Source organism: Bacillus sp. BPN334 (genome assembly GCF_008368885.1).
Lineage (GTDB): Bacteria > Bacillota > Bacilli > Bacillales > Bacillaceae_G > Bacillus_A > Bacillus_A wiedmannii.
Map to the genome: position 1 here is coordinate 154,560 of NZ_QOZW01000008.1, position 19,078 is coordinate 173,637.

General features: G+C 33.9%; 24 protein-coding genes. 19 read left to right on the top strand and 5 right to left on the bottom strand.

Annotated elements, in window-relative coordinates; genetic code table 11:
• Positions 1-145: 145 nt before the first annotated feature.
• Both DN393_RS12815 and DN393_RS12820 read left to right on the top strand, forming a co-directional pair.
• A complete protein-coding gene (locus DN393_RS12815; RefSeq protein ID WP_064475487.1) occupies positions 146-1,351 on the top strand; it encodes a quaternary amine ABC transporter ATP-binding protein in 1,206 nt (401 codons plus the stop codon).
• Complete coding sequence (locus tag DN393_RS12820) at positions 1,344-2,180, top strand: ABC transporter permease (protein WP_064475486.1); 837 nt, start codon at positions 1,344-1,346, stop codon at positions 2,178-2,180. Before DN393_RS12815 ends, DN393_RS12820 begins: the two co-directional genes overlap by 8 nt.
• A 49-nt stretch (positions 2,181-2,229) precedes the next feature.
• Here DN393_RS12820 and DN393_RS12825 read toward each other — a convergent pair whose 3' ends face one another.
• Positions 2,230-2,466, bottom strand: a complete 237-nt coding sequence (locus DN393_RS12825; protein ID WP_149173558.1) for a hypothetical protein — start codon at positions 2,464-2,466, stop codon at positions 2,230-2,232.
• Positions 2,467-2,684: 218 nt separating this feature from the next.
• On the opposite strand from DN393_RS12825, the gene DN393_RS12830 reads away from it, so the two are divergent.
• The 6 genes from DN393_RS12830 (at position 2,685) to DN393_RS12855 (ending at position 5,518) form a co-directional block, all read left to right on the top strand.
• The gene (locus DN393_RS12830; protein WP_064475484.1) at positions 2,685-2,855 is read left to right on the top strand and encodes a glycine zipper domain-containing protein; all 171 of its coding nucleotides are present in this window, start codon (positions 2,685-2,687) and stop codon (positions 2,853-2,855) included.
• 92 nt (positions 2,856-2,947) lie between these two features.
• Positions 2,948-3,439, top strand: a complete 492-nt coding sequence (locus DN393_RS12835; RefSeq protein WP_149173559.1) for an HIT family protein — start codon at positions 2,948-2,950, stop codon at positions 3,437-3,439.
• Complete coding sequence (locus DN393_RS12840) at positions 3,423-4,247, top strand: PP2C family serine/threonine-protein phosphatase (RefSeq protein WP_098102848.1); 825 nt, start codon at positions 3,423-3,425, stop codon at positions 4,245-4,247. The genes DN393_RS12835 and DN393_RS12840 overlap by 17 nt, the downstream gene beginning before the upstream one ends.
• Before the next feature lie 68 nt (positions 4,248-4,315).
• Positions 4,316-4,639 (top strand): DUF4181 domain-containing protein, encoded by a 324-nt coding sequence (locus tag DN393_RS12845; protein WP_081257260.1) that lies wholly within the window; start codon positions 4,316-4,318, stop codon positions 4,637-4,639.
• 27 nt (positions 4,640-4,666) lie between these two features.
• Positions 4,667-5,107, top strand: a complete 441-nt coding sequence (locus tag DN393_RS12850) for an NUDIX domain-containing protein (protein WP_149173560.1) — start codon at positions 4,667-4,669, stop codon at positions 5,105-5,107.
• Between the two features lie 21 nt (positions 5,108-5,128).
• Positions 5,129-5,518 carry a DUF4181 domain-containing protein gene (locus tag DN393_RS12855; RefSeq protein ID WP_149173561.1) on the top strand — a complete coding sequence of 130 codons (390 nt, stop codon included), beginning with the start codon at positions 5,129-5,131 and terminating at the stop codon, positions 5,516-5,518.
• A gap of 54 nt (positions 5,519-5,572) precedes the next feature.
• Here the strand turns inward: DN393_RS12855 and DN393_RS12860 are convergent, their stop codons facing one another.
• Together DN393_RS12860 and DN393_RS12865 are read right to left on the bottom strand one after the other, a co-directional pair.
• On the bottom strand, positions 5,573-6,109 hold the full coding sequence (locus tag DN393_RS12860; protein WP_149173562.1) for a GrpB family protein: 537 nt from the start codon (positions 6,107-6,109) through the stop codon (positions 5,573-5,575).
• Between the two features lie 40 nt (positions 6,110-6,149).
• The gene (locus DN393_RS12865) at positions 6,150-6,995 is read right to left on the bottom strand and encodes an oxidoreductase (RefSeq protein WP_064475480.1); all 846 of its coding nucleotides are present in this window, start codon (positions 6,993-6,995) and stop codon (positions 6,150-6,152) included.
• A gap of 135 nt (positions 6,996-7,130) precedes the next feature.
• Between DN393_RS12865 and DN393_RS12870 the strand changes: the two genes are divergently transcribed.
• From DN393_RS12870 to lpdA, 7 genes are all read left to right on the top strand, one after another.
• Positions 7,131-8,090 carry a helix-turn-helix domain-containing protein gene (locus tag DN393_RS12870; RefSeq protein ID WP_064475479.1) on the top strand — a complete coding sequence of 320 codons (960 nt, stop codon included), beginning with the start codon at positions 7,131-7,133 and terminating at the stop codon, positions 8,088-8,090.
• A gap of 123 nt (positions 8,091-8,213) precedes the next feature.
• On the top strand, positions 8,214-9,410 hold the full coding sequence (locus DN393_RS12875; RefSeq protein ID WP_064475478.1) for an MFS transporter: 1,197 nt from the start codon (positions 8,214-8,216) through the stop codon (positions 9,408-9,410).
• Positions 9,411-9,451: 41 nt separating this feature from the next.
• Positions 9,452-9,931 (top strand): DinB family protein, encoded by a 480-nt coding sequence (locus tag DN393_RS12880; RefSeq protein ID WP_048560849.1) that lies wholly within the window; start codon positions 9,452-9,454, stop codon positions 9,929-9,931.
• A 169-nt stretch (positions 9,932-10,100) separates the two neighbouring features.
• Complete coding sequence (gene acoA, locus DN393_RS12885) at positions 10,101-11,099, top strand: acetoin:2,6-dichlorophenolindophenol oxidoreductase subunit alpha (protein ID WP_064475477.1); 999 nt, start codon at positions 10,101-10,103, stop codon at positions 11,097-11,099.
• Between the two features lie 17 nt (positions 11,100-11,116).
• The gene (gene acoB / locus DN393_RS12890) at positions 11,117-12,151 is read left to right on the top strand and encodes an acetoin:2,6-dichlorophenolindophenol oxidoreductase subunit beta (RefSeq protein WP_064475476.1); all 1,035 of its coding nucleotides are present in this window, start codon (positions 11,117-11,119) and stop codon (positions 12,149-12,151) included.
• 27 nt (positions 12,152-12,178) lie between these two features.
• Positions 12,179-13,378 (top strand): dihydrolipoamide acetyltransferase family protein, encoded by a 1,200-nt coding sequence (locus tag DN393_RS12895; RefSeq protein WP_064475475.1) that lies wholly within the window; start codon positions 12,179-12,181, stop codon positions 13,376-13,378.
• A 15-nt stretch (positions 13,379-13,393) separates the two neighbouring features.
• Positions 13,394-14,773, top strand: a complete 1,380-nt coding sequence (lpdA, locus tag DN393_RS12900) for a dihydrolipoyl dehydrogenase (protein WP_149173563.1) — start codon at positions 13,394-13,396, stop codon at positions 14,771-14,773.
• An 82-nt stretch (positions 14,774-14,855) separates the two neighbouring features.
• Here the strand turns inward: lpdA and DN393_RS12905 are convergent, their stop codons facing one another.
• Positions 14,856-15,452: a hypothetical protein gene (locus DN393_RS12905; RefSeq protein WP_064475473.1), complete on the bottom strand. Its 597-nt coding sequence runs from the start codon at positions 15,450-15,452 to the stop codon at positions 14,856-14,858.
• A 220-nt stretch (positions 15,453-15,672) separates the two neighbouring features.
• On the opposite strand from DN393_RS12905, the gene DN393_RS12910 reads away from it, so the two are divergent.
• Positions 15,673-16,329: a DUF4085 family protein gene (locus tag DN393_RS12910; protein WP_064475472.1), complete on the top strand. Its 657-nt coding sequence runs from the start codon at positions 15,673-15,675 to the stop codon at positions 16,327-16,329.
• Positions 16,330-16,378: 49 nt separating this feature from the next.
• On the opposite strand, the gene DN393_RS12915 is transcribed toward DN393_RS12910, so the two are convergent.
• Positions 16,379-16,870, bottom strand: a complete 492-nt coding sequence (locus DN393_RS12915; protein ID WP_149173564.1) for a hypothetical protein — start codon at positions 16,868-16,870, stop codon at positions 16,379-16,381.
• Between the two features lie 250 nt (positions 16,871-17,120).
• Between DN393_RS12915 and DN393_RS12920 the strand changes: the two genes are divergently transcribed.
• The 3 genes from DN393_RS12920 to DN393_RS12930 are packed head-to-tail and all read left to right on the top strand — an operon-like array spanning position 17,121 to position 18,798.
• The gene (locus DN393_RS12920) at positions 17,121-17,891 is read left to right on the top strand and encodes a DeoR/GlpR family DNA-binding transcription regulator (RefSeq protein ID WP_064475470.1); all 771 of its coding nucleotides are present in this window, start codon (positions 17,121-17,123) and stop codon (positions 17,889-17,891) included.
• Positions 17,892-17,903: 12 nt separating this feature from the next.
• Positions 17,904-18,455: a GNAT family N-acetyltransferase gene (locus tag DN393_RS12925; protein WP_064475469.1), complete on the top strand. Its 552-nt coding sequence runs from the start codon at positions 17,904-17,906 to the stop codon at positions 18,453-18,455.
• A 4-nt stretch (positions 18,456-18,459) separates the two neighbouring features.
• Complete coding sequence (locus DN393_RS12930) at positions 18,460-18,798, top strand: NIPSNAP family protein (RefSeq protein WP_064475468.1); 339 nt, start codon at positions 18,460-18,462, stop codon at positions 18,796-18,798.
• Positions 18,799-19,078: the final 280 nt, after the last annotated feature.

The window sequence follows — 19,078 nt, forward strand, 5'->3', positions numbered from 1 at the left end:
TTTTTAAATAAATGTATAAGTAAGCATTCTTATTATGAACGGAAACGCGAATTTTAAAGAAATCTTATGAATGTCATTTTTATGTAATATTTCTTTGTAAAATCGCAACACTATATGAATAGATGGGTAGAAAAGGAGTAGTGACATGGATAATACAAAGGTGCGTGTTGAAAACGTAACAAAAGTATTTGGGAAACACCCGCAAAGAGCGCTGTCTTTATTAAAAGAAGGAAAAAGCAAATCGGAAATTTTAAAAGAGACAGGAATGAACGTTGGTGTGAAAAAGGCAACGTTTGAAGTATACACGGGAGAAATTTTTGTAATTATGGGTTTGTCTGGTAGCGGAAAATCTACGTTGGTCCGTATGTTAAACCAATTAATTAGACCAACGGCGGGGCATATATACATAGATGGTGAAGATATCGCAACGATGGGAAAAGAAGAGTTGCGAAGAGTGAGAAGAACGAAGATGAGCATGGTGTTTCAAAAATTCGCTTTATTCCCTCACCGTACAGTGATACAAAATGTTGCGTACGGGTTAGAAATTCAAGGAGTTCCAGTAGAGGAACGAGAAAATAAAGCATTAGAATCGCTACAGTTAGTAGGACTCGATCATCATAAAGATAATTATCCGAGTCAACTTAGTGGCGGTATGCAGCAGCGTGTTGGAATCGCAAGGGCATTAACAAATAATCCAGATGTATTGTTAATGGATGAGTCATTTAGTGCATTAGATCCACTGATTCGCAAAGAAATGCAAGATGAATTGTTAGAGCTACAAGATAAAATGGAGAAAACAATTATATTTATTACGCATGATTTAGATGAAGCGCTTCGAATTGGCGATCGGATTGCGTTAATGAAAGATGGAGAGATTGTTCAAATTGGAACGCCGGAAGAAATTATGATGAGTCCAGCGAATGAATTTGTTGAGAAGTTTGTTGCGGACGTAAATTTAGGAAAAGTAATTACGGCGGAATCTATATTAAAACGACCAGAGACTTTATTAATTGATCGTGGACCACGTGTAGCACTACAGATTATGAGAAATGCAGGTGTTTCAACTGTATATGTTGTTAACAAAAAGTATGAGTTTTTAGGTATATTAACTGCGGATGATGCGAGTAAAGCCGTTCAAAAACAATGGCCAATTGCTGATTTATTACTAAACGATATTCCGCACGTGTATTTAGATACTTTACTGGAAGAAACATATGCAAAAATGGCGGAGATGAAATATCCGTTACCCGTAATTGATGAGAAGAAAAGGCTAAGAGGAATTATTAAACGCGAAAGTGTCATTCAAGCTCTTGCAGGTAATATTGAGGAAGAGGTGAAAGACGATGAGTAGTATACCACGTATTCCATTAGGGGAATGGGTCGATTCATTTGTTGCAAGTTTATATGAGAATCTTGAAGGCTTATTCCGAGGATTCTCTTATATTATCGGTGGATTCGTTGATTTACTCACTAATTTTTTAACAATAATACCGGCCATATTGATGATTATTATCCTTTGTTTCCTCATTTGGTACACAACGAGAAAGGTATCTTTAATTATTTTTACACTCATCGGTTTATTATTTATTTTAAATATTAACTACTGGGCACAGACGATGCAAACATTAGCACTTGTACTTACGTCTGTTATTATTTCAATTATTTTAGGAATCCCAATCGGAATTTTAGCTTCTCAAAATGAACGCTTCTCAAAATTTTTAAAACCGACATTAGACTTTATGCAAACAATGCCGGCTTTCGTATATCTTATTCCTGCAATTACATTTTTCGGAGTAGGTGTAGTGCCTGGGATTATCGCATCCGTAATCTTTGCAATGCCACCGACAATTCGTTTTACTGACTTAGGAATTAGACAAGTTCCAGAAGATTTAATTGAAGCAGCGAATGCGTTTGGCTCTACTGCATCACAAAAATTATTTAAAGTACAATTACCACTCGCAACTGGAACAATCATGGCTGGTGTGAACCAAAGTATTATGCTTTCTTTATCGATGGTAGTAACAGCATCTCTTGTAGGAGCGCCAGGTCTTGGAGTTGATGTATACCGCTCTGTAACACAAGTTAATATCGGAATGGGATTTGAAGCCGGACTAGCTATTGTTGTCATTGCAATTATACTAGACCGTATTACACAAGGGTTTCATCAAAAAAGAAGATAAAAGGAAAACACACTTTATTATAACAAAGTGTGTTTTTTGTTCGGAAAAATTACATACGAACGATAACAGAACTACCAGCTGGTGCACAAACATGGTTTTGTTGTTGTTCCATTGATTTAATTAAATGATTATTCTCTTCGATTAATGAGATTAATTTCGCTAATTGACTTTCAAGACTTGCGATATGCTGCATCATATATTGTGAATCATGATGCAGTGTATTTCTTACGGGATGTGGGGAATACACATATTGTTGATTTATATTTGGATTCCAGTGAGGATGCATTTAAACCTTTCCTCCTTCAATAAATTACGAAGCTTTTTTATAGTAAATGCCTATGTATAATTAATGGTTACTTGAAATTTTATTATGATAAAAGGAGTATGTACAGAAAATGGAAAATATTATTATGTGAAGTTAAGGTGCATTTTTTGGAAATATTCAAGTGAGGTAGTGAATATATTAATACATTCAAGTAAATGTATGTTATTTAGGGAGAAATGATGGGAGGAGATGCAATTTTGGCTAAAAATAATAAAAGAAATGAAGCCTTGGCAATAGGTATCGGTATAGGGGTTGTAATCGGTGTGTTTCAAGGGTTTTTTACTAATAATTTGGTAATCGGAATTGTGATAGGAATCGTAATTGGAGTTGCATTTTTGAAGAAAAAGTGAGTATTAAAGTCATTTCAAAAATTACCCCGTTAAATGGATTTTTGGAATATAAATCCTGTTTTTCCTTTTTTATGATATTATAAATAAAAAGGATGGTGATGGATATGTCAACAAACAATCAAGTAGAACAAAACTGCTTTATTTGCGAAAAACATAGAGGAAACATAATAGTTCTAGGTGGAGCTATTTACGAAGATGAACTCGTTTACGTAGGACATGTCCACTGGGATAGTGAAGAAACATACCTTGGTTATGTAATGATAGATATAAAAAGACATGTACCTGGTCTTGCTGAACTAACAGATGAAGAAGCGAAAGTGTTCGGACTTATAACAAGTAGAGTAAGTAAAGCGCTAAAAGAAAGTGAAGGTGCAGAACATATTTACACTTTTGTTTCAGGGAATGGTGTACCACATACGCATATGCACATTATACCGCGTTATCTAAATACACCCAAAGAGTTTTGGTCACCGACTGAAGTAGCGAAATGGACTGGTGCACCATATGGTGACGCAGAAAAAATCAAAAAACTATGCGAAAGAATACGAAAGTATATGGTGAGTGAATATGCATACAACAAATAATAGACAATGTTCATGGGTTGGAAATAAGAAGATGTGTTTAGACGAAGTTTCAGTAAAACAATATGGTGATATCGTACTCGGTGCATATGGCGGGAATATAAGTGCTGGAGCAAAAAAGAATGAAGATGGTGCGTTAGTTTGGTCGAATGGTGATTGGGAATTTGCAGCTATTTTAGATGGACATAATAGTGCGGAAAGTGTTGATTTAGTAGTAAATACAATCCAAAAAGAATATGAACATATAAAAGCAATGTTGAATGAATCGATTGATACAGTATTTCGATCGGTTGAAAATCATCTACTTACAATCTTTAAATCCCCCTCATTTAAAGAAAAGTGCAAAAAATTAAAAGGTGAAACAGCGTGCTTAATATGTGTAAGAAAAGAAAACTACATATGGTGGTTATCTATTGGTGATTGTTTAGTTTATGTATTTCATGAAGAGTTACATAAGTTAGGACAATATGCATTAAATCAACGCCATTTTTACGAATGGATTGGAAATGTAAATACATTTCATTTACCAGTCCCTTGCTATTCAACAGGAATTCGTGAATTACGTGCTGGAAAGAATCGAATTGTAATGGTTACAGATGGGGTATTAGAATGTGGGGAACGTCATTATGAAACACCATTGAATCTGTATAATGATATGAATAGAAATAATATAGAACTTGAAGAAAGTGTTCATCATGTATTAGAGCAAGTTCATCATCAATTCGGACGAGATAGTGCGACAATTATTAGTTGGGACGTTGAAAACAAAGAGAATGCTACTTATCCGAGTGATCAACCGGATAAAAGGTAAAGGAGGAGACATCACTGCTTTTAGTTAAAGGGATTTTATTAGTATTATGGATCATATTATTAGTTATTTTGGAAAAAGTAGTGAGAAAAAAATTAAATATACCGAAACAAACTGACTGGAATAGTAAATATGTAAACAACGCTCATAAATGGGGCATTAGGGCTCTTATCATTTCTTATATAATAGTAACGATGATATGTGCCACTTTAAATCCTATTTATATTAGTAATTTACCCATATTATTTTTAATAACTTTATACTGCTTTCAATCATATATGGAGTGGAAATATGATAAAGAGTCGAGGGAATATGTCATTTCTTTAGGAACAGTTCCATTATTAATAATAACAGGAATTATGATTAATCTATTCTTTTATAACTATTGGATTTAATCATATGTGGAATGAATGGGGAGACAAATGAAAAATCCTAAATTATGTGCTGAAGTAATGATTTTAAATGAAGACCATTCTAAAGTGCTTGTTCAATGTGATTTAAGGGGAACATTTTATCGTTTTCCAGGCGGTTCTATTGAATTTGGTGAAACATCAAAAGAAGCAATAATACGAGAATTAATAGAAGAATACGATTTGAAGATTGATGTTCAAGAGTTAGCCGTTGTAAATGAGGATATTTTCAAGTGGAATAACGAAAAAGGACATCATTGCACATTGATGCATTGGGGATCTGTTAAAGAGAGAATAACAAATGAAATAAGACATAAAGAATATGAGGATATTATATTAACTTGGAAAAGTATAAATGAATTAAAGGAGAAGCCCACATATCCTGAAGGGATTGTAAGTTATTTAGAAGAGAATAACCGAAATATAGTCCACTTTATTTCTAAAAATAAATAAAGTAATAGGAGGGGAACAACAATGAGTACCTCTACAATCTTGATTATTATTATTATTATTATTGGACTGCCTATAGGTGGTTACTTTTTAGAACAGTTTTTAAGAAGAAAGTTGAATGCGGAAAAAAGAGGATTATTTGGATATAAGCATGTGAATAGTTTACATGTAAAATTGGAAATAGGGCTTATGATTATTTATATAATAGGTAGTTGTTATTATATGTTTAAATTTGAAAACTCTAAAATGGCTTATGTTATGTTCACTTATTTAGGGATATCATTGGCTTTAAGAGCATGGATGGAATGGAAGTATGATAGAGAATCAAAAGAATATATACTTTCGATAACGGGAATGGTTGCATTTATATTGATGCTCTCAATACTAGTTTATTTCGTTCCACCTGCTGCATAATAAGGTGATTATTAATGGTACAAATCAAGAGTTAACTAATAAATAAGAAACCATTTAGTAGTAAATGGTTTCTTGTTTAAATTTACCATTTATTTTAGCTAAAATGGATGTAACGAAATTTGTTTTATCCTCTGCATATTGATGTTTTTCATTAGGATTAGCTTGTGAAAGTTGAACCTTTAACTGTTCATACTGTATACGAGAAGTTTTATTGTCAATTAAGTAAGCTCTGAATTGTAATTGTTCTATTAAATATGTATTGCCTTGTTCATACATATGAATTTGATGAGTTCGTGGTTCTCCTTTATTAAAATAATATCGTTCAGGCAGTACATCTTTTCTGTATTTATAGTTTAGTAGTTCTAACTTTTTTATACATGTTAAACCGTCCGTATAATTTTCTAGTTCGATTGCAATATCAATAATTGGCTTTGCACTTAAATGTGGAATAGAGGTACTACCAATATGGTGTATCGCTAAAATATGTTTGCCAATTTGTTCTTCAATGAGTTGTTTTTCTTTCATAAACTCAATTTGCCATTCTTCAGTCCATGGAACTAAAAACATTTTTCCAAACGGTAAACCTAACATTTGATTAGCACCTCTTTCAAAATGTTATCAAAAAAGTAAACTACATTTTCTTAAAGCTTCTCAAAACAAGGTATTCCCACAATCTCCAAGGAAGAATCTTCTTCGCAAAGATCATAAATTTTACACCTTTTCCAATCGGATATCGTAATTTCGTACGCTTAGATTCAGCAATCTCTACAATTTTATTAGCAACATCTATCGGATTACCAAATGTATCACTGCCGCTATTAATATGTTTTTGTATTTTAACCATATATTCTTTGTAAGGAGAAGGTCTATCAGATTGGTTTGTAGCTAGTTGTTTACCAACTTCCCAAATATTTGTGTTATAAGAACCAGGTTCAATTAAAGCAACATCTATTCCGAACGGTTTTACTTCTAAACGAAGTGATTCACTCCAGCCTTCTAACGCATATTTTGAAGAAACGTAAGGGGATAGACCAGGGAATCCAACTTGACCACTAATGCTGCTTATATTAATGATTTTCCCACTTTTTTGTACTCTCATATAAGGTAATACAAGTTGAGTAATTGATACAGCTCCAAAAAGGTTCGTTTCAAATTGTTTACGGTATTCCTCTACTGGAATTTCTTCTACAAAGCCCCCATTTGCATATCCTGCATTATTAATCAGTAGGTCTACTCTGTTTATTTCTTTTAAATATAATTGAAAGTTATGTATAGAATTTTGATTGGTTACATCTAATTGTTGAACTGTTATGTTTTGTTGTAAGTTGAGTTGAGTAGCTTGAGATATTAAAACTTCTCGTTTATTAAGGTTTCGCATTGTAGCTATGACTAAATAGTCTTTTTTCGCAAGCTCAAGTGTTGTTAAAAGACCGAAACCACTTGAAGCCCCAGTTATAACTGCGATTTTTTTATCCATTTTCCGCCAGCTTTCTTTTTCTTTTATCATAACGAGTTATGGGGATAAAATCTATTTATTGTATAAAGATATTTGTTATAATTGAAAATGGTTATCAATTAAATTTAGTTTTCACATAAAAGGAGTGTGGATTTCATGGAGACTAACGGTTTTCATGATATTTTTCATAAATACTTTCATGGTTTACAAGTTGTAGAGGAAAGGCATATGAATATGCCCAAAACAATAGGTAAGGGTGAAATACGAAGATGGACTTCATTTTCAGGAATGGAAATTGTGTTATCAAATTATCAATTTCATAAAAATTATCGCATCCAGTTTGCATCTGATGCAGCAATGGTTGAGCTTAATTTTTGTTTACAAGGGTTCGGAGAAGTGCAAGTTGGTCATTCCGCGTATGAATTAATGACTGGAAATAGTTATTTATATTTTATGAATGATTTTGATGTGTTATTTGAATATGAAAAAGAAAGGCCTCTATATTCATTAGCAATTGGGATTCCTGTACAATTATTTAATCATTTCATGATGAATAATGCTATTGAAAAAAGTCTTGATTTTCATTCTATATTAGGAAATCAATCTTTTAAAAAGTTTCAAAATCCAATTGATTCTATAACATCTAATCTTATTAAGAAAATGATAGAGCCTCCCCAAAAGGATCGTATTAGTCAACTAGAATTAGAAAGTAAAGCGCTCGAATTGCTTTCTATACATTTTGGGAGAGTGTTGCTTAATGATTGTGACGCAAATAAAAGGAGTCAATTATCAAAAAAGGATTTGAATAAAATAAAACAGGCTGAAGAAATTTTACTTCAACGAATGGAATCACCCCCATCATTATTAGAATTGGCTAAAATAGTAGGATTAAATGATTATAAATTAAAAATTGGATTTAAAGAATTATTTGGGATGTCCACATTTGCATATTTACGAGAAAAACGTATGGAACATGCGATAGATTTACTACGTTCGGGAAATAGTAATGTGACCGAAACGGCATTTGCAGTTGGGTACAATAATGTCAGTCATTTTTCAGAGTTATTTCGTAAAAAGTATGGAATGAATCCATCAAAACTTTTACGTATTTATTAACGTAAAACAGGAATAATCCGCTATACCGTAAATTCTTCCGTTATTTGGTAGTTGCTTTTTGTAATGGTCATTATAATTACAAACAACATCCAATTGGAAATAATTTTTTATGGAGGAATTTAAATGAAAGAGCGGAATGAAAGTCATTTTTGGCTATTTGTATTAACTGGGATGTTTCTTATTATAACAACAACCGGTTTTGCACGTATGGCATATGGAATTATATTGCCATTTATGCAAGAGGGACTTCATTTATCTACAGCTCAATCAGGTATGTTAGGAACAATACTTTTTTTAGGATATTTATTAACTGTAGGAACATCTGGAATATTTACTATCCGTTTCGGCGCAAAATCCGTTTTATTAATAGGGAGTTGGCTTGTTGTTGTAAGCTTATTGGGATTAGCCTTTGTTTATTCATTTTGGCTAGTCGCTATTTGTATGCTATGTGCTGGAGCTGGTAGTGCTTTAGTATATACACCACTCATGTCAATAACGGTAGGATGGTTTCCGGACAAAAGAGGAACTGTAATGGGGCTGTTATTAAGCGGTGCTGGCATAGGTATGTTATTTAGTGGAATAATTGTTCCTTATGTAGTACGTACATTTCCTGCGTACAGTTGGCGTGGTGTATGGTTTTTGTTTGGGGTTATTACATGTATCGTAGTATGTATCGCTTCAATTATTTTGAAAAATCCTGATGTAACCGAAGATGAGGAAAAAGGGAATTATAAATCGTTTTTATGGAAAACAAAAGAACTATATGTTATTGCATGGATGTATTTTATTGTGGGCATTGTTTACTTAATTCCGAATTTATATCAAACTAGTTTTATGATTGATAGTGGTATTTCGGCAGCGATGTCAGGAACTATTTATGCAATTGCCGGTATGTTTTCAATAGTAGGAGCTCCTATCTGGGGATTGATTTCAGATCGGATTGGCATAAAGAAAACGTTATGTATTGCACTTATATTAGCTGTAATAGGTGATGTGGTGCCAATCCTTTTTGAAAACATAATGGGTTTTATCGTATCGGCAATAATTTGGGGTTCTAGCCTCGGTGGTATCCTTTTATTAATACAAGTTGCAGCATCAAAGCAAGTATCCCAAAAGTATGTATCGATGGCAATTAGTTTTATATCTGTTTTTTATGCAGTTGGTCAAATGATTGGACCAGGACTTGCAGGCTGGATTATTGAAACAAGTGGTTATACAGCTGCTTATGGATTAGGTGCGTTCGGTTTCTTTATATGTATATGTATGGGATTGCGTTTAAAAAGAGGAAATCTTACAAACTCAGCGTATTTAGAGAAGTGAGTATTGTCATGAAATGAATCTTTTTAAAGGGAGGACGTAAAGTGGTACATGTGAAAGATGTATTAGCAGATCAATTATTAGCGAATGCAAACGATCCTAGTTGGTATATTCCATTTTCAGATGCAGTGAAAGATCTACCTGAGAGAGAAGCTTTCTGGAAACCGAATGAAGAGAGTAATAGTATAGCTGAAATTGTACAACATTTACTGTATTGGAATTCAACGTGGCAAACTAGGTACAAAGAATCGAATGTGGATGCCGTGCCCGCTATTGGTGATAATAACAAAAGTTTTATGCTTTCAAATAATCAAACCTTCGATGAGTTGAGAGAAAAACTACTAGAGAAACTGTTACAATGGCAAAAGCTTATAAATGAAGAGAAGGTGGAAAGTGATGTAGTTGGATTTTCTGTTTCCGCAAAGTGGTGGGAAATATTGGCGAATGTAACAACTCATAATGCTTATCATATTGGTCAAATTATTTACATCCGGAAGTTACAGAAGAGTTTTGAGAATGAATAAGATAATAATTCTCAAATTAGGTGAACAAAAGTGGACAAAACGAGACATATGTCTCATTTTGTCCACTTTTTTATTATGAAAGAAATGAGAAAACCCATGAAATCAAGGATTAGAATTTGGCACAGTACTTGCAATATAAAAGATGAACAAGAAAATAGGAGGGCTGGACATGTTAAAAACAACTGAAAGTAAAGGGAATGAAATTACGAAAGAACAAGCTCGTTGGATGTATGAAAAAATGTTAGAGATTCGTAAGTTTGAAGACAAGGTGCATGAATTGTTCGCGCAAGGCGTTCTGCCAGGTTTCGTTCATTTATACGCTGGTGAAGAAGCAGTAGCAGTTGGTGTATGTGCCCACTTAACAGATAGTGACAGTATTACAAGTACGCATAGAGGACATGGACATTGTATCGCAAAAGGCTGTGATTTAAACGGGATGATGGCTGAACTTTTCGGGAAAGTGACAGGGTTATGTAAAGGTAAAGGCGGTTCCATGCATATTGCCGATTTAAATAAAGGAATGCTTGGTGCAAATGGGATTGTAGGCGGAGGTTTTCCACTTGCTTGCGGCTCAGCATTAACAGCTAAATATAAAGGAACGAAAGATGTAAGTGTTTGCTTCTTCGGTGACGGAGCAAATAATGAAGGAACATTCCATGAAGGGGTTAATTTAGCAGCGATTTGGAAGTTACCAGTTATTTTTATCGCAGAAAATAACGGTTACGGTGAAGCAACGACATTTGAATATGCTTCTAGTTGTAACTCTATTGCTGATCGTGCAAAAGCATATAACATTCCGGGTGTTCAAGTAGATGGAAAAGATCTATTAGCAGTATATAAAGCGGCGGAAGAGGCTGTTGAGCGTGCACGTAATGGCGGTGGCCCAACTTTAATTGAATGCATGACATATCGTAATTACGGTCATTTTGAAGGAGAAGCACAAACGTATAAAACAGCGGAAGAAAAAGAAGAACATTTAAATGAAAAAGATGCGATTGTGCATTTCCGCAAGCATTTAATTCATGAAGCTTTATTAACGGAATCCGAACTTGTGGATATGGAAAAGGCAGTAGATGAAGCAGTGCAAAGATCGATTGAATTTAGTGAAAATAGTCCATATCCAGAGGATGAAGAATTATTAAAAGATGTATACGTTTCTTACAAATAAGAGGAGGGTGAAAAATAATGACTAGAACAGTAAGTATGTCAACTGCAATTAATGAAGCGATGAAAATTTCAATGCGTCGTGATGAAAATGTAATTTTGATAGGAGAAGACGTTGCAGGAGGTGCACAAGTTGATCACTTGCAAGATGATGAAGCATGGGGCGGTGTTCTTGGTGTTACGAAAGGACTTGTACAAGAATTTGGCCGAAATCGTATTTTAGATACTCCAATTTCTGAAGCTGGTTATATGGGAGCAGCGATGGCAGCTGCGGCAACAGGATTACGTCCGATTGCTGAATTAATGTTTAATGACTTTATCGGTAGTTGTCTTGATCAAATATTAAACCAAGGTGCAAAATTCCGTTATATGTTCGGTGGTAAAGCGAAAGTACCAGTTACAGTACGTACGATGCATGGTGCTGGTTTTAGTGCAGCAGCGCAGCATTCACAAAGTTTATATGCTTTATTTACGAGCATTCCAGGTATAAAAGTCGTCGTTCCTTCTACTCCGTATGACGCAAAAGGCTTATTATTGGCGGCAATTGAAGATGATGATCCAGTAATCTTCTTTGAAGATAAAACACTTTACAATATGAAAGGTGAAGTGCCAGAAGGGTACTATACAATTCCTTTAGGAAAAGCAGATATTAAACGTGAAGGTTCTGATGTAACAATCGTCGCAATTGGAAAACAAGTTCATACAGCACTTGCAGCTGCAAAGCAATTATCGAAAAAGGGACTCGAAGTAGAAGTAATCGATCCACGTTCTTTATCACCGCTGGATGAAGATACGATTTTAGCATCTGTTGAAAAAACGAATCGCCTGATTGTTATTGACGAAGCAAATCCAAGATGTAGTATCGCAACAGATATTGCAGCAATTGTAGCGGATAAAGGATTCGATTTGTTAGATGCACCAATTAAACGAATTACAGCACCACATACACCAGTTCCGTTCTCACCACCACTTGAAAAGTTATATTTACCAACGCCGGAGAAAGTAATTGAAACTGTATCAGAAATGATCGGAGACCAATCTTTATTACATGTGTAATGAAACGATTAGAAGGGAGAGAGAACTATGGCTGTAGAAGTTGTAATGCCAAAGTTAGGTATGGCGATGAAAGAAGGTATTATTACGAGCTGGAATATTAAAGCAGGTGATAATGTAGAAAAAGGTGAACTAATTGCTAGTATTAACTCAGAAAAAATCGAAACGGAAATAGAAGCACCAGCTGATGGAACTGTTCTTGACATAGCTGTAAGTGAAGATGAGGGAGTTCCACCTGGCACTGTAATTTGCTATATCGGTAAACCGAGCGAAAAAGTAGATGTCTATGAAAGTACAAATGTTGAAGAAGAGAAAACACCGAATCCAGAACCTAAAATTTTACAACATGCAGAACAATATGCGATAGATGTGACGAAGCAAAGAGTCAAAATATCTCCTGTTGCGAAGAAAATTGCAAAAACTGAAAATCTTGATATTAGATCATTAATTGGTACAGGTCCTGGCGGAAGAATTACAAAGGTAGATGTTTTAAAGGCACTTGAGGAAAGAGTTACAATTCCAGAAATACTTGAACAAGAGGGAAGTAAAGTCATTCCTGTTACTGGTATGCGGAAAGCAATCGCAAACCGTATGCATACAAGCTTACAAAATAGTGCGCAATTAACATTAACGATGAAAGTAGATGTGACAGATTTAGTTGCTTTACATAAAGACATAGCGGAAGTTGTACAAAAACGATACGATAACAAACTAACCATTACGGATTTCGTTTCTCGCGCTGTTGTATTAGCACTTGCGGAGCATAAAGAAATGAACAGCGCTTATATAGATGATGCAATTCATCAATTTGAACATGTTCATTTAGGCATGGCAGTCGCGTTAGAAAAAGGATTAGTCGTTCCGGCTATTCGCTTTGCTAATCATTTATCTTTAGTAGAGTTATCTAAAGAAATTAAAAATGTGGCACAAAAGGCACGAGCAGGCAGTTTAAATAGTGATGATATGCAAGGAACAACCTTTACAATTAGTAATTTAGGTAGCTTCGGTATTGAATATTTTACGCCGGTATTAAATACACCTGAGACTGGTATTTTAGGTGTTGGTGCAATTGAACATGTCCCTGTATATAAAGGGAAAAAATTAAGAAAAGGAAGTATGTTACCTTTAAGTTTAACATTCGATCATCGTGTACTAGACGGTGCACCAGCAGCTGCATTTTTACGCACAATTAAACGTTATTTAGAAGAATCTGTAACAATTCTTTTATAAAGAGAAGGTGAGAGAATGAGTAAATTAGTCGTTATTGGAGGCGGACCTGCTGGCTATGTAGCAGCAATTACCGCGGCTCAAAATGGGAAAGATGTCACTCTTATTGATGAAGCGGATCTTGGCGGGACTTGTTTAAATGTTGGTTGTATGCCTACGAAATCATTGTTAGAAAGTGCAGAAGTGCATGACATTGTGAGAAAAGCGAATCATTATGGAATTGCACTTAACAATGGAAGTATATCAATTGATTGGAAGCAAATACAGGCGAGGAAATCACAAATCGTAACGCAGCTCGTCCAAGGAATTCAATATTTAATGAAGAAAAATAAAATAAAAGTTATACAAGGTAAAGCGAATTTTGAAACGGATCACCGAGTACGAGTTACAAACGATAATAAAGAGGATGTAGTAGATGGAGAACAGTTCATTATAGCGGCAGGATCAGAACCGACTGAATTACCTTTTGCTCCATTTGATGGGAAGTGGATTTTAAATAGTAGCCATGCAATGTCCCTAGAAAGTATACCAAAATCATTACTAATCGTTGGCGGTGGTGTAATAGGTTGCGAGTTTGCAAGTATTTATAGTCGTCTTGGAACAAAAGTTACGATTGTTGAAAGGGCATCGCAATTATTACCTGGTGAAGATGAAGATATCGCACATATTTTAAGAGATAAACTAGAAAATGATGGCGCAGAAATATTTACAGGAGCTGCTTTAAAAGGATTAAATAATTATAAGAAGCAAGCTTCATTTGAATATGAAGGAAGTATCCAAGAAGCCAATCCGGAATATGTTATCGTTTCTGTCGGCCGAAAACCACGTGTACAAGAATTAGGTTTAGAAAAAGCAGGTATTCAATTTTTAAATAAAGGAATTTATGTGAATGAACATATGCAAACAAACAGATCACATATTTACGCAGCAGGTGATGTGATTGGTGGAATACAACTTGCTCACGTTGCCTTCCATGAAGGGATGACAGCAGCATTACATGCGAGCGGAGAAGATGTAAAAGTTAACTATCATGCAGTACCTCGATGTATATACACATCCCCAGAAATCGCAAGTGTTGGTTTAAGCGAAAAAGATGCAAGAGAACAATATGGTGATATTCTTATCGGAGAATTTCCTTTTACAGCGAACGGAAAAGCGCTTATTATTGGAGAACAAACGGGTAAAGTAAAAGTTATTGTGGAACCTAAATATCAAGAAATTGTTGGGATTTCTATTATCGGTCCTCGTGCAACGGAACTAATCGGACAAGGAACTGTAATGATTCATACAGAAGTTACCGCTGATATTATGAGAGATTATATTGCAGCACATCCAACTTTATCTGAAGCGATTCATGAAGCGTTATTACAAGCTATAGGACATGCTGTACATGCTTAAATGAAAATATAATAAACCACTATTCTCTAAATGAATGAGAGAATAGTGGTTTGGATTTTTATAGAAGAAATTAAATAACTTTTTACTTTTTAACGTCAATCGCTGAAGTAATATCGTTCCAATCAGCAGCTAAATTAGCAGTTTTACCGTACCAATCAGCATGTTTGAATACAACACCTTTTCCATATCCTTGTGTTGAAGTATGCTCCCAAAGTGTCGTTGAATAACTTGCTGAAGGCGATGCTGTACTTACAGAAGAAATTCTGTCATTCCAGCTAGAAGGCAAGTTTTTAAAACCGCTGCTCCAGTAAATATATTGGCCACCTTTATCTTTATGTTCATAAAAATCAGTACTACCAGCACCGCTACCTAAAGGATTAATTTTATTTTTAAGCGCTTTTTTATCCTTTTCAACATAAGCATCCAATGTTTCTCTACTAGTAAACCCGTAAGCTAACCAATCTCCATTTTCATTTTGCTCAGGTAGGACCATAGTAATTTGGATGTCTTTTTTCTCCTGCTCGCTTAATTTTGCAAAAGAAGTAACATTTTGTTCATCAACTTTTAAATAATCAAATGATTTAATTACATTACTTTTTTCTTCAGCACTTGCTACTCCTAGTCCTCCAGTGAATGCAAATCCCGCTACTAGTGTACCTGCTACTAATTTCTTCAACATATAACCATCCCTTTTTGTTTAGATTTTGTACAGGTGAAACTTTGTACTAGTAAAATGTATTCTAATTATTAACTATTGTAAATATTCTGAAGTTTTAGAAATAAAAGGCGGAATATTTACAGTTTTGCATTTTTTCTTTAGAAAAAATAGTTATTGGAATGATATAATAAATAGATGTATTGCTTTTGTTGGATGTTAAAATGTTTTAGGAGGGAAGCGATTGAAGTATTTCAATAAAGATTGGTATAAAGAAATGCAAGTATCTGGATTTTTAATTTTCCCAGAAACAGTAGAAGAATGGGAAGAGTTGTTGCGAGAGAGCAAAAAGATAGGAATGGATTACAAGCAAGGTTTAAGAGAAGACGTGGAAGAAAAGAAAGAAGATCTATTAAAGTGTCTACCTAAGTCATTACATCCATACATTCATGAAAATACAATTAATTCAGAATACCCATCGGAAAAATTAAAGAAACTTACGCTTGAGTGGACAGTAGATTATGAGAAAAGAATGAGTGATTTAGAACAAGCGTATTTAGATAATTATAATACTATAAAAGAAAAGCTTGCGCAGAATGTCGTTCAACTACATGAATACTCACTACATGACAGTGTAGTCAAATCAGTAGAAAGAAGGTCAGAAGATAAGCTAATAATAACTTTAGATTGCAGTGGTACTTTCAGTGAATTTGATAAACTGCAAGTAACTTTTATAGGGGTAACGAAATGTTCTATTCCGGAAGATTTTGAAGGTGCTTGGTGGTTATGTCATGAAATAGATCTTACTAATGAAGGGTTCGAATTGGGTGTTTTATTTGATTGCCCATTTGAAGAAGTGACAATTTGTGCAAAAGACGTATTGCTTGAGATAGGTAACTAGTAAACTTTATAACTTTACAAACAAAAAAACAGTCTTATAAGACTGTTTTTTATTTAGATGCTAAATTATCAAGTTTCCAATAAGTATCTGTTAACGGCGCAGCTTTGCTATCTATGTATAAATACATATTATTTAAATCTTTTGGAGAAGCTTTCATATTAAATACAATGTCGGTAGTTAAAGAAAACTCAGAAGGAACCTTTTTAGCATTTTCATTTTGTATAACTTCACCTTCGTGTTTTTCACCTGTTTTTTCATCTTTTATGAAATATTTTATTTCTGAAAGATCTATCGTTTGTCCGTCAGCACGAGCATTATTCATAGTAACACGAGCTGTGAGACGCCACTCTTTGTCTATTTTTTCGAATTTAGCATTTTCAACAGTTGCTCTATAGTATTCATTTTTATATATTTCCCCATAATGCATTGCATCCTTTTCAAGAGCGCTCTTTTCTTGTTTTGGTGTAGTACTACCATTACATCCTACCATTATTCCTGTAAATAATAATGCTGTACAAGTTACTTTAATTATAGATTTCATAATAATTCCTTTCTGTGTTAAAAAGTAAAACATAGGAATAATTTTACATCAATAGGAAGTTAAATGGAAGTATGTTTGTGAAATATACAAATATACATTTATTTCGTTATAAAGTTAATGGTATAGAAAGAGGGAAAAAGCTGAATAAAACGGAGTGAATAAGAATTGAAAATATTGTAAAACGGAAGAGACATGCATATAATTAAAATAAGGATGAGATTTCAGAATCTTCAATAACGGCGGTGGGTATATGTTTACTGAAGAGCGTAGAGAGAAAATTTTGGAGTTACTTAAGAAAGGTGGAAGGGTAATTGCTAAAGATCTTGCGGAAAGTTTCGATATGTCTATTGATTCTATAAGAAGAGATTTGTCTATTATGGAGAAGGATGGCTTGTTAAAAAGAACACATGGAGGTGCAATCGAACTTACGCGAGTGAGAAACTTAGCTGCCGAACCAACGAAACGTTATCGTGATAGTTCAATAGAGGAAGATGCGATTGCGAAAGTTGCTGTATCCTACATACAAGAAGGCGATTCCGTTTTTATTGGCGGGGCTTCTACTCATTATGCTATGTTAAAATACTTACCTGAAATGTCATTTACAGTGATTACGAATTCTTTAGAAATTGCTAGTACCTTACGGGAATATAAGAACATTGATACATACTTAATTGGTGGAAAGGTGAAACCATCAGGGAATATGACAGATACAATTGCCTCTGAAATGATAAGTAGATTATCTATTGATCTTTATTTCTCTACAGGTGGGGGCATTTCATTGAATGGTATAAGTACTGCAACGCCGGAAGTTGCTTATTTTGGAAAAACAGTAAGTAAAATTGCTAGAAGAAACATTTGTTTAGCTCCTCATAATAAACTCGGAATAGACTGCTTTATTAAAGGAGAGTCACTAATAGAAATTGACCTTATAATAACAGATGAAGAGGCTAGTAAAGAAACGATTCAACAATTTGAGAAACAAGGTAAAGAAATTATAATAGCGTCAATAACCCCCATTTAAAAGGAGTTTGAAATGATTATAAAAGGACAAGAGTTTCATATAAATGGATTAACTTTTACAATTCGTTCTACAGCTGAAACGGATGCTGAGCAGTTATCGGAAATTAGAGCTCAGATCGATGGCGAAACTGAAAATATGGATAGAGAAGCTGGAGAGGGATTTATAGATAAGATAGGTTTTCAAAAAATAATAAAAACAGATAGTGAAGAGACGAAAAATCTCTTTTTAGTTGCAGAAGTGGACAAGCGAATCGTGGGATTTTCAAGATGTGAAGGATCAAATTTGAAGAGATTAACTCATAAAGTAGAATTTGGTGTTTGTATTTTAAGAGAGTTTTGGGGATATAGAATTGGTAAAAGTCTCTTGCAACAATCTATTCAGTGGGCTGATGAAAATGAAGTGAAAAAGATATCATTACAAGTGCTAGAGACAAATGAAAAAGCTATTCAACTTTATAAAAAATTAGGTTTTGAAGTAGAAGGTATTTTGAAAAATGACAAAAAGCTGTCGGATGGGAAGTATTATAATACGGTTGTAATGGGAAGATTCATAAAAGAGGTGTAGTGGGATGTTTTACAGAAGAAAGTACTATATAGTAAAAAATGAATTTGTAGAAATATTTAATGAGCATTTTACTAACACAAACTTACCTAACCAGTTAAAGCATGGTTCCAGGCTAATAGGACGCTGGATGAAAGATAATAATGATGGTACAACTGAAATATTCGCCATATGGGAATATGATAGTTATAAACAGTATAAAGAAATTGAATCGAAAATTAGAAGCGACGAGATGCATATTAAAAGAATACATGATTGGTATGAAAAACATGGCGGAAGAGAATATGTTTTTCAGAAGTACATATTAGAGTTAAAAAATGAAGAGTTAGTATGTACTGTAAAGTGATAGAGGAGTGAGAGATTATGAGAATTAAAACAAAATTATATTTTAGTTTAGCTTCTACCATTTTATTTGCAATAACGGTCATAGTTTTCTTTATAAATGATACTCCACAAAAGTGGTTTTGGTTATGTATTTTCTTTGCGTCTATTATACAAAATATAGTTTTACTAAAAAAGAATAAAGAAGTGCATTAAGATATTCAAATTATTAACATATTTGTGTCGTCTTTCTAGTTTTATTGAAAACGCTTTTATTCAGTTTTATAATAAAAGTATGTTTTTAC